This is a genomic window from Cryobacterium zongtaii, from assembly GCF_002909375.1.
Lineage (GTDB): Bacteria > Actinomycetota > Actinomycetes > Actinomycetales > Microbacteriaceae > Cryobacterium > Cryobacterium zongtaii.
Genome location: NZ_PPXD01000001.1, coordinates 183,910 through 197,477, shown reverse-complemented (window position 1 = coordinate 197,477; position 13,568 = coordinate 183,910). Strand labels below are relative to the sequence as shown.

Here is a 13,568-nt window from a genome sequence, read left to right as displayed (position 1 = left end):
CTATCAGCCGCGTGCGTTGCGAAGCTCGTCGATCACGAGCAGATCGGGCCGCAGGTGGTCGGTCTGGTAGGAGGCGCGGGCCACGAGGTGCGCGGCCATCGGAGCGGTGAGCGCCTGGAAGAGCACGATCGCGACCACCAGGGTCACGGTGCCGACACTGAAATTGGTCACCGCGATGTCCAGGGTGACCGCCATGAGGCCGAGGATCTGCGGCTTGGTTGCGGAGTGCAGCCGCGTGAGCACATCGGGGAAGCGCAACAGGCCGACGCCGGCCGCGAGGCACATCAGGGCGGCGAGAAGCACCAGGACCGCGGTGACCACGTCGCTCCAGAGGGCGTTCATGCGCGGTTCCGGCCGGGCAGGAAACGGGCGACGCTGAGCGAGCCGAGCACGGCGAACAGGGCCAGCACCAGCAGCACCGGCAGATTGTCGGTGTGCCGGTTGAACGCCATCTCGGCGCCCAGCGCGCAGATGATGGTGGCGACGAGCACGTCGGAGGCGATCACCCTGTCCAGCACCGATGGTCCGCGGATGATGCGGTAGACGGCGGCGAGGGCGCCGGCGCCGAACATGAGGCCGGCGACGATCGCGACGATATCCATGGGGGTCATGCCTGGGCTCCGTTCTGGGGGTCTGTGGGGGTGTGCGGCCCGGCCGACCGGTCGAGGCCGTGGCGCAGGTCTTCTTCGGCGCGCACCCTGGAGACCCGCTCGACGTCCTCGGCGGAGCCGAACGCCAGCACGATGCGTCGCTCGGTGGCCAGCACCCGCGCCCGGAACTTCTGGGTCGCCGCCACGTCGTGCATATTGATCACGTGCAGGTACAGGGTGGAGTCGAGCCGTTCGATGTCGACCACGATGGAGCCGGGCACGATGGAGGTGGCCACGGCGGTCCAGGTGAGGATGAGGTCGCTGCGGGTGCGCAGGTGCACCGCGACGATGGCGTTGCTCGGGGTGTAGCTGGGGCCCAGGGCGAGCCAGGACACGTCGACGGAGGCGCGCACGATGTCGAAGAGCAGCTTGCCGAACAGCCAGGCGCTGCGCCAGAGGTTGATTCTGCCGCTCAATTGCACGGCCGGCAGGTAGAAGACGATGGACACGACAGCGGCGAAGATCACCCCGGTGAGCAGGTTCAGCCAGGAGAATTTGCCCCATAGCAGCGCCCAGAGCAGCACCAGGCCGAGGAACAGCGGCAATTGGTTCAGGGCGGCGGCGAGGCGCTCCCGGCGCGCGCTCACGGGGCACCGCCGGGGAAGACGGCGTCGATGTAGGTCGACGGCTCTTCGATGTTCGCGGCGGCGCGGGCGGCGAGGTCGAAGGCGGGGCCGGCGAAGACGGTGAGGCACACCGTGAGCGCCAGCATGGTGGCGGTGGCCGCGGTCATCAGCGGTGATGTGGTCTTGGTCAACACGGTGCCCTCGTCGTGCGGGTCGTCCTGCAGGGCGTTGAGCATGGCGGAGTCGTAGTTCTCCACGTCGCGACGCGGCCGCCAGAACGCCATGTTCCAGGCGCGGGCCAGCGCGTACAGGGTCAGCAGCGATGTGGCCGCACCGCCGGCCAGCAGCAGGTAGTTCAGTCCCCCGCCGACCTGCACGCCGGCGTCGAACAGGGCGACCTTGCCGAGGAACCCGGAGAAGGGCGGAATGCCGCCCAGGTTCAGTGCCCCGATGAAGAAGAGGATGGCGACGAACGGGGCGGCCTTGAGCATCCCGCCGAGTCTGGCCAGCGAGGTGGTGCCGCCGATGCGCTCGACGAGCCCGGCGCACAGGAACAGTGTCGTCTGGATCATGATGTGGTGCACGACGTAATAGATGGTGGCCGCGATCGCCGCCTCGGTGCCGATGGCGATGCCGAAGATCATGTAGCCGATGTGGCTGACCAGGGTGAACGAGAGCAGTCGTTTGATATCGGCCTGGGCCAGAGCGCCGAGGATGCCGATGACCATGGTGAGCAGGGCCACGATCATCAGCGGCACCTGCAGCCGGTTGTCGGGGAAGAGCAGAGTCTGGGTGCGCAGGATCGCGTAGACACCCACCTTGGTGAGCAGTCCGGCGAACACCGCCGTGACCGGGGCCGGCGCCGTCGGGTAGGAGTCCGGCAACCAGAACGAGAGCGGGAACACCGCCGCCTTGACGCTGAAGGCGATGAGCAGCATCAGCCCGAGGATCAGCTGCACGTCGCCGGGCAGCTCCGGGATGCGTTCGGCCAGCAGCGCCAGCGTGACGGTGCCGGTGGCGCCGTAGATCAGGGCGATGGCGGAGAGGAACAGGATCGAGGAGACCAGGCTGACGACGATGTAGGTCACGCCGGCGCGGATGCGTGCACCGGTGCCGCCGAGGGTGAGCAGCACGTAGCTGGCCGAGAGCAGCATTTCGAAGCCCACGTACATGTTGAACAGGTCACCGGCGATGAACGCGTTGAACAGCCCCGCCGCCAGGACCAGGTAGGTGGGGTGGAAGATCGACACCGGGGTCTCTTGGTCGCCCTCCACGATGCCCTGGCCGACGGCGAAGAGCAGCACGCCCAGCAGCATCAGCGCCGAGACTATCAGCATGATCGCCGACAACCTGTCGACGACGAGCACGATGCCCCACGGCGCCTGCCAGTCGCCCACGTGCACCACGGCGGGGCCCTGCTGGTCGACGAGCACCAGCAGGATGGCGCTGATCACCACGACGGCCGCCAGCGAGAGCACGCTCACCGCCACCTGGTAGCGCGAGCGGCGGCCGAGGGCAAGGGTGAGCGCGGCGCCGAGCAGCGGGATGGCGACCACGAGGGGCACGAGTATGTTCATCAGGTGCCGGCCTCCCGGTCGCTGTTGCCGGTGTTGTCGGCTCCGCTGCTGTCGTCGTCGCTGCCGTCCTCGCTGGCGTCGAGCGACGCCTGCACGGCGGCCTCGTCGTCGGTGGAGGAGCGGAAGGTGACCTCGGAATCCCCGGAGGTCTCCGCGGCGTGCTCGTCGGTGAGGGTGTCGCCCTCGTCCCCGAGCTGGGCCAGCCACCAGGACCGGTAGATCAACGCGAGCAGCAGTGCGGTGATGCCGAAGTTGATCACGATCGCGGTGAGCATCAGCACCTGCGGCACCGGGTCTGCCATGGTGTCGTCCAGGGACGTGCCGGTGACGATCGGTGAGCTGCCGGGCCGGCCGCTCATGATGAAGATGAGCAGGTTGGTGGCGTTGCCCACGAGCAGGAACCCGATCAGCACCCGGGTGAGGCTGCGCTCGAGCATGATGTAGATGCCCGCGGCGTACATCACCGCCATGACGATCACCAGGGTCAGGGAGGCGCTCATCGCGGGTCTCCTTCCGGTGCGTTACGGCTCTCGCCGGCCGGCTGAGTGATCGGGGCCGTGTCAGGTCCGGTGCCGGGCGCGGGCGCCTCGGCGGGGGTCCACTCCGACGACGCGTCGAAGCCGAGAGCGTCGCCGGCGTCGCTGGAGGCGTTGCCGATCGGCGGCACGGTGGAGTGGTCTTCTCCGTCGTCGCCGGGTTCGTCGAGTTCGCTCTGCCGGTCGATCTCGCTGCCGAGGCTGCGGAGGATGTCGAGGACCAGGCCGATGACCACGAGGTACACGCCGATGTCGAAGATGCTGGAGGTGCCGAAGGAGAGGTGGCCGAGCACCGGCAGGTCCGCCTCGAAGTACGCCGACTCCAGCGGGATCCCGGTGACGAACAGCGATCCCACGGCCGTGCCGACGGCGAGCACCACGCCGAGTCCCAGGATTTTGCCCGGGTCGATCGGGGCGGCTTCGCCCAATTCGTACCGGCCGCCGGCCAGGTACCTGGCCACCAGGGCCAAGCCCGCCAGCAGGCCGCCGGCGAAGCCGCCGCCGGGCAGGTTGTGGCCGGCGAAGAGCAGGTAGATCGACACGATGATGGCCGGGTGGAACAGCAGCCGCACCAGCACCTCGATGATGATCGACCGGTTCTCGGCCGACTGGGTGCGACCGCCGAGCAGCCAGGACTGGCGGGTCACGGCGTGGCCGGCGGAGCTGGCGTGCGGGTCGGCCACGACGCGGCGGCGGTTCTTCGGCTCGCGGCGTTTGCGGGACTCGCGGAGCCTGGGCATTTCTGTGCTGCGACCGGACACGAACAGCAGGCTGGCGACGCCGGTGGCCACCACGATGAGCACTGAGATCTCGCCCATGGTGTCCCAGGCCCGGATGTCGACGAGCATCACGTTGACGATGTTGTTGCCGTGGCCCTCTTCGACGGCCAGCCTGGGCAGTTCCGCGGCGATGCTCTGCGCCTGGCGGGCGCCGAGAGAGATGACCGCGATGGTGCCCATCACGATGCCAACGAGGGCGCCGATGATCGCCCGCCGGCGACGGTGCATCGGGCGGTTGTGCTCGGCGATGCGGCTGGGCAGCCGGCGGAGCACGAGCACGAAGACCACGAGGGTGATCGATTCGACGAGCGCCTGGGTGAGCGCCAGGTCGGGGGCGCCGTGGAAGGCGAACAGGGCGACCAGGCCGTAGCCGGTGACGCCGGCCAGCAGCACCGCGGTCATCCGCTGCCCGACCCTGGCGGCCATCACGGTGGCGATGATCATGACCAGGCCGATGATCACCTGCCCCGGGTAGTCCCAGAGCACGATGGCGTCGGGCCAGGTGCGGTTGACGAAGGACGCCGCGCCCAGCGCGAGCACGAACACCACGAGGATGGTGGACAGGTACTGCGGCAGACCGCCTCGCTGGGCGAGGTGGGTGGTCCGGGCGGCGATCCTGTCGATGAATCGCACGGTGTGGCCATAGCCGTGGCCGGCGTCCACCCAGGCGGGCACGGCGGCCTGCCAGCGGGCCACCCTCTTGCGCTGGGCGAAAATGACCAGGCCCAGCAGCACCACGATCGTGCTGAGCAACAGGGCCGGTTCGAACCCGTGCCAGAGCGCCAGGTGGTAATCGCCGCCGCCGGGCACGGTGTCGGCGTACGCGGCCAGCATCGGGTCGAGCAGCATCACGAATGGGCCCAGCAGCACGGTGGCGACCGAGAGGATGCCGGGGGCCAGAGCGAAGTCCCACCGACTGGCGTGCAGGGGGGTGTCGCTGATCACCGGGCGGGTGCCGAACGCGCCCCAGAAGAACTTGGCGCTGTAGGCGACGGTGAGCACCGAACCGAGCGCGGTACCGGCCAGGGCGATCCAGCCCCAGCCGTCGCCGGCCAGGCCGGCCTCGAGGAACGCGGTGAACACCGACTCCTTGGCGACGAAACCCAGGAGCGGCGGAAGGCCGGCCATCGACGCGACGGCGATGAGGGCGATGGCGGCGAGCGCCGGTTCGCGGCGGCCGATCCCCGAGAGCTTGCGCCAGTCGCGGGTACCGGCGCGGTGGTCGATGATGCCGACCACGAGGAACAGGGTGGCCTTGTACAACGCGTGGGCGAGCAGCAGCGCCGCCCCGGCGAGGGCAGCGTCGCGGGTGCCGAAGCCGACGACGACCATGAGGAAGCCGAGCTGGCTGACGGTGCCGTAGGCGAGCATCAGCTTGATGTCGTGTTGGCGCAGCGACCGCCAGGCGCCGACGAGCATGGTCCAGATGCCGATGGTGACCAGCACCGGCAACCAGCCCGGCGAGTCCGCGTAGCCGGGCGCGAACCGGGCGGTGAGGTAGATGCCGGCCTTAACCATCGCGGCGGCGTGCAGGTAGGCGCTCACCGGGGTGGGCGCGGCCATCGCGGCGGGAAGCCAGAAGTGGAACGGGATCAGAGCCGACTTCGACAGCGCACCGACCAGGATCAGCAGCACCGCCCAGATCGCGATCGGGCTCCCCCTGGGTTCGGCGACGATCGCGGCCAGCGAGGTGGTGCCGGCGTCGACGGAGATCATCACAACGCCGATGAGCATCACCAGGCCGCCGAAGGTGGTCACCAGCAGGGCCTGTAGGGCGGCACCGCGGCTCTCCCGTTTGGTCGTGTAGTGCCCGATCAGCAGGTAGGAAAGCACGCTGGTGATCTCCCAGAACATGAACATCACCAGGATGTCGTCAGCGGTGACCAGACCGTACATGGTTCCGGCGAAGGCGAGCAGCAGCGCGGCGAACCGGCCCAGACTGGGCTCGTCGGCGTCGAAGTAGCGAGCGCAGTAGATGAGCACCAGCGCACCGACACCGGTGACGACGAGGGCCAGCAGCCAGGCGAGTGCATCCACCCGGAAGGACAGACTGATGCCCAGCTGCGGGATCCACGGCAGGCTCTGGGTGACGGCGCCGCCGGCGGTGATCACGCCCGTCTGGGTGAGGGTGTAGCCGAACGCCACAGTGGGCAGGATGGCCACGACATAAAAAACGCGCAACCCGATCAGGCGGGTGAGCGTGGGAGTGAGAACGGAAACGAGCAGGAAGACCAGGAGGATTGTCGCCATGGGGCCTCCCGGCTCTCTGTAAAAGAGTGTCGTCTCTACGGTCAGAGTGTCGCTGCCCAGTCTACAGGAGGGGTCTTTCGACCCTGACCGGTGAGCATCCGTCGACTAGTGTTGCCGCAAACCCCAGATCGGATGCTCCACGTGACCACTCGCACCACAGGGCCAGACCGCCCCGAGAACTCGCCCGCACGCACCAGCGCCACCCCGCACCGCTCCGGCCACGAGGAAACCCCGCTCGAGCACATCGATGACGCCCTGAGCGTGCACGAGGACCAGGGCCTGCACAAGGGCCTCAAGGCCAGGCACGTGCAGATGATCGCGATCGGTGGCGCCATCGGCACCGGCCTGTTCCTCGGCGCGGGCGGCCGGCTGGCCATCGCCGGTCCCGCCCTGGTGTTCGTGTACGCGATCTGCGGCTTTTTTGCGTTCCTGATCCTGCGGGCGCTCGGCGAGCTGGTGCTGCACCGGCCGACCTCCGGCTCCTTCGTGTCGTATGCGCGGGAGTTCTTCGGGGAGAAGACCGCGTTCGTGACCGGCTGGCTGTACTGGCTGAACTGGGTGATGACCGCGATTGTGGACGTGACCGCGGTGGCGCTGTACATGAACTTCTTCGGCAAGTACTGGGCCCCGTTCGGCGACGTGCCGCAGTGGCTGTTCGCGCTGCTGGCCCTCGCCGTGGTGCTGGGCCTCAACCTGCTCTCGGTGAAGGTGTTCGGTGAGCTGGAGTTCTGGTTCGCCCTGATCAAGGTCGTCGCCATCGTGGTGTTCCTGATCGTGGGCACCTGGATGGTCATCTTCGGCACCCCGGTGGAGGGCGCGACGGTGGGCTTCTCCCTGATCGCCGACAACGGCGGCTGGCTGCCCAACGGCCTGCTCGCGTCGGTGCTCGTGGTGCAGGGCGTGGTCTTCGCCTACGCCTCGATCGAACTGATCGGCACGGCCGCCGGCGAGACCGAGAACCCGGAGAAGGTGATGCCCAAGGCCATCAACACGGTGATCGTGCGCATCGCGGTCTTCTACGTCGGGTCGGTCCTGTTGCTCTCGCTGTTGTTGCCGTACACGGCATACGAGGCCGGCGTGAGCCCCTTCGTAACGTTCTTCGGTTCGATCGGTGTCGAGGGCGTCGACGTGATCATGAACCTCGTTGTCCTCACCGCAGCGCTGTCCTCGCTGAATGCCGGCCTGTATTCCACCGGACGCATCCTCCGGTCGATGTCCCTGGCCGGGTCGGCCCCCCGGTTCGCCGACAAGGTGAGCCGCAATGGGGTGCCGTTCGGCGGCATCCTGCTCACCGGTGTCGTCACCCTGCTCGGCGTGGCCCTGAACGCGCTTGTTCCCGACGAGGCGTTCGAGATCGTGCTGAACATGGCCGCGATCGGCATCATCAGCGCCTGGGGCATGATCGTGCTCTGCCAGCTGCGGTTGCAGGCGTGGGCGAAGGCGGGCATCCTCACCCGGCCGGCGTTCCGGATGCCCGGAGCCCCGTTCACCGGGTACCTCACGCTGGCCTTCCTCGCGACGGTGCTCGTGCTGATGGCGTTCGACTGGCCGGTCGGCACCCTCACCATCAGCTCGCTCGGCCTGATCATCCCGGCGCTGATCCTGGGCTGGTTCGCCTGCCGTGGCCGGATCCTCGAGATCGCGGCAGCTCGGCCGCCGCTGCCCACCGCCAAACGCTAGGCCGGTCTGCCCCGCCAACTGTTGCCCGTGCGGACAAGTGCACCCGGTACGCCGGGCGCACTTGTCCGTTTCGGCACCAGTTGCGGCTGGGCTCAGACGGCGCGGCGTCGGCGGATGACGATGTCGCTGAACAGCACCAGGGCCAGGGACAGCAGGATGATGGCCACGTACACGAACGGCACCGTGCCGAGCCCCACCCGGTCCAGCAGGAACGCTCCCACGAACGCGCCCAGGCCGATGCCGATGTTGAACGCCGTGGTGTACACGGCGCTGGCGGTGTCGCGGATGCGCACCGACGCGGTGTGCAGCAGCCGGGTCTGCAGCAGCGGCGGGAATGAGCCGAACGCCAGGCCCCAGACCAGGAACGCGATGATCGCCACGGGCAGCACCTCGGTGGACAGTGCCAGCACGCTCACGCTGACGGCGGTGACCGCCAGGCCGAGCACCAGGCCCAGCTGCGGGCGCTTGCTGAACACCACCCCGCTGATGAACAGGCCGATCGCCCCGGCGATGCCGTAGGCGAAGAGCAGGGGTGCCACGGCGTCGCTGCCCACGCCGAGGGTGTCGCTGAGGAACGGGGCGATGTAGGTGTAGAAGGTGTAGTGCCCGATCATGGTCAGCGCCGTGATCACGCAGACCAGCGCGACGGCGCCGATCGTGGCATCCCGCGGCAGCTTCGCGGGCAGCGTGACCGTGCCGGTGGCCGTCGTCACGGGCTGTGCCGGCTTGGCGTTGTAGTGGTCGACCTTGGGCAGGAACCTCCAGATCACCACGGCGCCCACGAGCATCAGCCCGGCGAGCACCACGAACGAGAGCCGCCAGCCGAGCAGGTGGCCGAGGAAGGTGCCCAGCGGCACCCCGAAGACGAACGCCAGTGTGCCGCCGGCGATGGTGATCGAAACCGCGCGGGCGATCTGGTCCCTGGGCACGAGGTGCGCGGAGTACGCGCCGACCACGCCCCAGAACAGGCCGTGCGCCAGCCCGCCGATCACCCGGGAGATCACCACGAAGGTGTAGTCGGGGGCGATCGCGGTGAGCACGTTGCTCAGCGCGAACACGACCAGGACCATCAGGATCAGCCCGTGCCTGGGCATCCGGCGGGTCAGCAACGCCAGCGGTGTGCTGGTGATCACGACGGTGAAGGCGAACCAGGACACGAGCAGCCCGACCTGGGACTGGCTCACGCCCAGCGAGCTGCTCATTTCCGGCAGCAGGCCGGTGGGCAGCATCTCCGAGGTGACCGAGAGGAACACAGCGGCGGAGAGGGCGATCAGGCCGATCCAGGGGAACGGTCCGGTGGGGGCTTTTTCGTTCGGACCGGGAACGCCGGTCGATGGCAGCGTGATGGGCGCGGTGAATGACATGGGTGCTGTGGCTCACAGACAGGATGCCGCTTGCCCGAGGCCAGCGGCTGTCACGGCTGGCTGCGCGGGGTTCTTCAAGCGGTGCGCGCCGACGTGCGCGCCCGGGGCCGGTGAGATTCCGCCGACCACGGACTAGCTTAGCCGAGTGAGCCCGCAAGCGACAGGGTCGCCCGGCGTAACCGGCCGGCCGGCCGCTGATGCCGGTGTGCACCGGCAGTCCCGGTAATCTGGTTCGATGAACACCAGTCTTCCGGCTCCCGTGCACCACCACCTGGTCGTCACCCTCGTCTGCCCCGACCAGCCCGGTATCGTGCACGCCGTCAGCGGCGCGATCGTTCAGGCCCGTGGCAACATCACCGAGAGCCAGCAGTTCTCCAGCGCCGACACCGGCCGGTTCTTCATCCGTCTGCAGGTGGAGTCCCCCGCGAACCGCGACGAACTGCAGGCCGCGCTCGCGCCGATCATCGAGCGGTACGCCATGGCGTCCGTCATCGACGTTGTCGGGCGGCCGCTGCGCACCCTGGTGCTGGCCTCCACCGCCGGGCACTGCGTCAACGACCTGCTCTTCCGCCAGCGCGGTGGCCAGCTGGCCGTCGAGGTGCCGCTGGTGCTCAGCAACCACGGCACCCTGCGCGACCTGGTCGGGTTCTATGGCGTGCCGTTCGAATCGCTGCCGATCACGGATGCGGCCAGCAAGGCCGCGTTCGAGGCTCGCGTGGTCGACGCCGTCGAGGCGAACGACATCGAACTGGTGGTGCTGGCCCGGTATATGCAGATCCTCTCCCCCGAGCTGTGCGCGTATCTCGAGGGCCGCGCGATCAACATCCACCACTCGTTCCTGCCCGGCTTCAAGGGGGCCAACCCGTACAAGCAGGCCCACGCCCGCGGTGTGAAGCTCATCGGCGCCACGGCGCACTTCGTCACCAGCGACCTGGACGAGGGTCCGATCATCGAGCAGAACGTGGTGCGCGTGGATCACTCCCGCACCCCCGCCGAGCTCGTCGCGATCGGTCAGGACGAGGAGAGCCGCACCCTCACCCAGGCGGTGAAGTGGTTCGCCGAGAACCGGGTGCTGCTCGACGGAGCACGCACCATCATCTTCAAGTAGCCCGGTCGGTAGGATTGGCGGGTGAACGACACCCGCCCCACCCCGACCATCGGCGCCAACGACATCCTGCGTTTTGTGCTTGAACTGTTCGCCTTCGTGAGCCTGGCGCTCTGGGGGTTCCTGGCCTGGCCGCTGCCGTGGCCGGGCATCCTGGTGGGCATCCTCGCGCCGGCCTTCGCGATCCTGGTCTGGGCGCTGTTCCGCTCGCCCAAGGCCGTGTTCCGGCTCGACCCGTTCGGCAAGGCGATCGTGGAGATCTTCGTGTTCGGCGCCGCGGCGTTGGCCTGGTGGGACCTGGGCCAGCCGATTGTTGCCGGCGTCTTCGCGGTGGTGGCCACCGTCAGCGGTGTGCTCTCCGGCCGCAAGGAGCTCGGCGCCTGAGCATTACTGCAGCAGACCGATGATGGCGCCCATCACGGTGAAGGACACCACGTTGTACGACCCGTTGATCGCGAACAGCACGAGGCTTCTCCGTTCGAACAGATAGTTCACGCCGAAGGCTGCGGCCACGAACGTCGAGCCGGTGGCGAATCCGGCGAACGTGCCGAAGCCCGGCCCGTTCGAGCCGATGAACGCGGCCAAGCTGATCGCCATGACGATCGCCAGGATCGCCGAACCGATGAAGACCCGCGCGGTGCCGTGCTTCAGCTGTTCGTCGGTGACGCCCGCCGCGCGCTGCCACGGGCGGGCGAACACCACCGAGTACCAGAGCCCGCCGATCACGAACGACGAGAGTGCGGCCAGCGCGACCGCCAGCCAGTTGAATGACACGTCCATGTCTACTCCCGGGATACCTGGTCCCGGCCACTCCGGGACACTGTCACGCTAACCATCAGGGCGCGGTGCGTCTTGTAGAAAATTCCGGCACCGTCGGCGACGGCACACCCTCCGGCTCATCCAGCGGCACGAAGGCGGCGTAGTCGACACCGAAGCGGGTGACGATGTCGAGGTACCGGCTGGGCGAGAAGCCCGTGAACGCCCGGAAGACCCTGATGAAATGGGGCTGGTCGTAGTACCCGGACGTGGCCACCAGATCGGCCCAGCTGGGCATCGGCCCCTGCAACGGGAGTGCCTGGATGAACTGGCGGAACCGGACGATGTCCGCGTAGGCCTTGGGGGTGACCCCGCACCAGGACTTGAAGTCGTCGATCAGGCGGTGGTGGCTGAGCCCGGCGGCCGCCGCGATCTCCGGCACCGGCGCATCCGGGTTCTGGTGGATGCCGGCCCAGGCCCGCAGCACCGCCGGCGGCGCCGAGCCTGGCCGTCGCCGGGCGCGCAGGTGGTCGATCAGCAGCGCCACCGCCGCCGCCGGGTCGGGGGCCCGCCGCGCGGTCTGCCGCAGCGCGTCGGTGTCACCGAGCAACCCCTGGCTCTCCCGCACGGTGCCGGTCAGCTCGTCGGCGGGCAGGTCGAGGAACCTGGCGGCGGCGAACGGCGCCAGCTCGGCGGCGACGTGCCGGATCGCCGACGGGCTCTGGGTCATCAGGAACCGTGGCTGCAGCCCGGACAGGAAGCCCGCCCCGAGCGTGCGCGCCGCGCCGGTCTCCAGGTCGAATACCCGATACGGGTCGGACAGGTTAAGGATCAGGTGCAGGGCGGGCTGCGGGAAGATGCGCTCGTAGCGTTGCTCCGCGGGCTGCTCGAGGTACCACAGCCGCAACACGTCCGGGGCCAGATCGGCCGGCACGGGCACCTCGAGGTAGGCCATGCCCCCACCGTAGGACCGACGGCTGCCGCTGGCTACTCGACCGGGCAGGGTCTGCAGGAGTTGTGCGGCTCAGCGGTCGACGGCGTCGGTGACCGGCGGCTCGGCGGCGGGGTGCGCGGGCAGGCCGGCGGGCATCCGCAGGGCGTAGAGGGAGGTGGCGACGAAGAGCAGCCCGCCGAGCAGGAACGCGGCCGGGTACGAGACGGTGTCGGCGAGCAGGCCCGCCACGAGGGGGCCGACGATGGCGCCGAAGTCGGAGAACATCGAGAAGATCGCCACCGGGCGGCCGCCCGCGGTGCCGGCCGCGTCGCCGACGGATGCCGCCGGCGCGGTGCCCATGAATGCCGCGGCGACGCCGTAGACACAGAGCAGCGCGGTGAGCAGCCAAATGTTCGGGGCGAATGGGATCGCCGTGATCGTCACGGCCGCCACCAGGAAAGCGCCGATGATGGCAGGTTTCCGTCCGACGGTGTCGACGAACCTGGACGCGGGCGCCAGAGCAAGGGTCTGCGCGACCGCGGCGACGGCGAACGCGATTCCGGTCCAGGCGCTCGGTCCTTTGAGTACCTCGACGACGAGCACCGGCACCAGGGCGCCGCGCACCCCGAACGACGACCAGCCCTGGGAGAAGTTGGCCAGGCAGGCGGCGCGGAACCGGGGGTCGCGGAGCACGCTGCGGAGCGGCATCATCGGTGTCGGAGCGCCCGTCAAGCCGGCGCCGGCGCGCGTGGCCGGCTGCAACAGAACCAGCCCGATCACCCCGGCCACGGCGAGGGTGCCGGCGTAGAAGAAGAACGGCGCGGTCAGCGAGATGGTGGCGAGCAGGCCGCCGAGCGCCGGCCCGGCCATTCCGCCGATGAGGAAGCCGCCCTGGTAGAAACCCACGGCGCGGCCGCGGATGCCCGGCGCGGTGGTGCGCAGCAGCAGGGTCATCGCCGCGACGGTGAACATCGCCGAGCCGATGCCGCCCACGCCCCGCAGCAGCAGCAGTTGCGGGTAGCTGCCGGCGATGCCGACCAGGCCGCTGGAGATCGCCACGATGCCGATGCCCACGGCGAGGATGGTGCGTTCGCCGGCCCAGTCGATGAGCTTGCCGCAGACCGGGCTGGCGACGAAGCGCATCAGGGCGAACGCCGACACCACCGCGCCGATCTCGAGGTTGCCCACGCCGAAGCTCTTCACGTACACCGGCAGTACCGGCACCACGACGCCGAAGCCCACCATGACGAAGAACGCGATCACACCGAGCACGTAGACATCCCGGCCGAGGCGGGGTTCGTTAGCCGTTCGGCTGGTGGTGGGCCCGAACGGCAAACGGATGCGTCGCATCCCTCCAGATTAGGCGCTCGC

At 69.0% G+C, this 13,568-nt stretch carries 13 protein-coding genes; 3 read left to right on the top strand and 10 right to left on the bottom strand.

Annotated elements, in window-relative coordinates:
- Positions 1-3: 3 nt before the first annotated feature.
- From mnhG to C3B61_RS00940, 6 genes are read right to left on the bottom strand one after another with little or no spacing between them, the layout of a single operon-like run.
- Positions 4-342 carry a monovalent cation/H(+) antiporter subunit G gene (gene mnhG / locus C3B61_RS00965; RefSeq protein ID WP_103432207.1) on the bottom strand — a complete coding sequence of 113 codons (339 nt, stop codon included), beginning with the start codon at positions 340-342 and terminating at the stop codon, positions 4-6.
- Positions 339-611: an MrpF/PhaF family protein gene (locus C3B61_RS00960; RefSeq protein ID WP_088457095.1), complete on the bottom strand. Its 273-nt coding sequence runs from the start codon at positions 609-611 to the stop codon at positions 339-341. Before C3B61_RS00960 ends, mnhG begins: the two co-directional genes overlap by 4 nt.
- Entirely contained in the window at positions 608-1,237 is a 630-nt protein-coding gene (locus C3B61_RS00955) for a Na+/H+ antiporter subunit E (protein ID WP_165787891.1), read from the bottom strand. The genes C3B61_RS00960 and C3B61_RS00955 overlap by 4 nt, the downstream gene beginning before the upstream one ends.
- The gene (locus C3B61_RS00950) at positions 1,234-2,793 is read right to left on the bottom strand and encodes a Na+/H+ antiporter subunit D (protein WP_103459200.1); all 1,560 of its coding nucleotides are present in this window, start codon (positions 2,791-2,793) and stop codon (positions 1,234-1,236) included. Before C3B61_RS00950 ends, C3B61_RS00955 begins: the two co-directional genes overlap by 4 nt.
- Complete coding sequence (locus tag C3B61_RS00945) at positions 2,793-3,293, bottom strand: sodium:proton antiporter (RefSeq protein ID WP_088457098.1); 501 nt, start codon at positions 3,291-3,293, stop codon at positions 2,793-2,795. The genes C3B61_RS00950 and C3B61_RS00945 overlap by 1 nt, the downstream gene beginning before the upstream one ends.
- A complete protein-coding gene (locus C3B61_RS00940; RefSeq protein ID WP_103459199.1) occupies positions 3,290-6,358 on the bottom strand; it encodes a Na+/H+ antiporter subunit A in 3,069 nt (1,022 codons plus the stop codon). The genes C3B61_RS00945 and C3B61_RS00940 overlap by 4 nt, the downstream gene beginning before the upstream one ends.
- A 243-nt stretch (positions 6,359-6,601) precedes the next feature.
- Here C3B61_RS00940 and C3B61_RS00935 point away from each other — a divergent pair, with 243 nt between their 5' ends.
- Positions 6,602-8,038 carry an amino acid permease gene (locus C3B61_RS00935; protein ID WP_240632507.1) on the top strand — a complete coding sequence of 479 codons (1,437 nt, stop codon included), beginning with the start codon at positions 6,602-6,604 and terminating at the stop codon, positions 8,036-8,038.
- A 92-nt stretch (positions 8,039-8,130) separates the two neighbouring features.
- Here C3B61_RS00935 and C3B61_RS00930 read toward each other — a convergent pair whose 3' ends face one another.
- Entirely contained in the window at positions 8,131-9,402 is a 1,272-nt protein-coding gene (locus tag C3B61_RS00930) for an MFS transporter (RefSeq protein WP_103459198.1), read from the bottom strand.
- 235 nt (positions 9,403-9,637) lie between these two features.
- Here C3B61_RS00930 and purU point away from each other — a divergent pair, with 235 nt between their 5' ends.
- Complete coding sequence (gene purU, locus C3B61_RS00925) at positions 9,638-10,510, top strand: formyltetrahydrofolate deformylase (RefSeq protein WP_103459197.1); 873 nt, start codon at positions 9,638-9,640, stop codon at positions 10,508-10,510.
- Positions 10,511-10,531: 21 nt separating this feature from the next.
- The gene (locus tag C3B61_RS00920) at positions 10,532-10,891 is read left to right on the top strand and encodes a YrdB family protein (RefSeq protein ID WP_103432199.1); all 360 of its coding nucleotides are present in this window, start codon (positions 10,532-10,534) and stop codon (positions 10,889-10,891) included.
- A gap of 3 nt (positions 10,892-10,894) precedes the next feature.
- On the opposite strand, the gene C3B61_RS00915 is transcribed toward C3B61_RS00920, so the two are convergent.
- The 3 genes from C3B61_RS00915 to C3B61_RS00905 all read right to left on the bottom strand — a co-directional run bounded on the left by C3B61_RS00915 (position 10,895) and on the right by C3B61_RS00905 (position 13,547).
- Positions 10,895-11,287, bottom strand: a complete 393-nt coding sequence (locus tag C3B61_RS00915) for a DUF1761 domain-containing protein (protein WP_088457104.1) — start codon at positions 11,285-11,287, stop codon at positions 10,895-10,897.
- Between the two features lie 55 nt (positions 11,288-11,342).
- On the bottom strand, positions 11,343-12,218 hold the full coding sequence (locus C3B61_RS00910) for a helix-turn-helix domain-containing protein (protein ID WP_103459196.1): 876 nt from the start codon (positions 12,216-12,218) through the stop codon (positions 11,343-11,345).
- Between the two features lie 69 nt (positions 12,219-12,287).
- Positions 12,288-13,547 carry an MFS transporter gene (locus tag C3B61_RS00905; RefSeq protein WP_103459195.1) on the bottom strand — a complete coding sequence of 420 codons (1,260 nt, stop codon included), beginning with the start codon at positions 13,545-13,547 and terminating at the stop codon, positions 12,288-12,290.
- Positions 13,548-13,568: the final 21 nt, after the last annotated feature.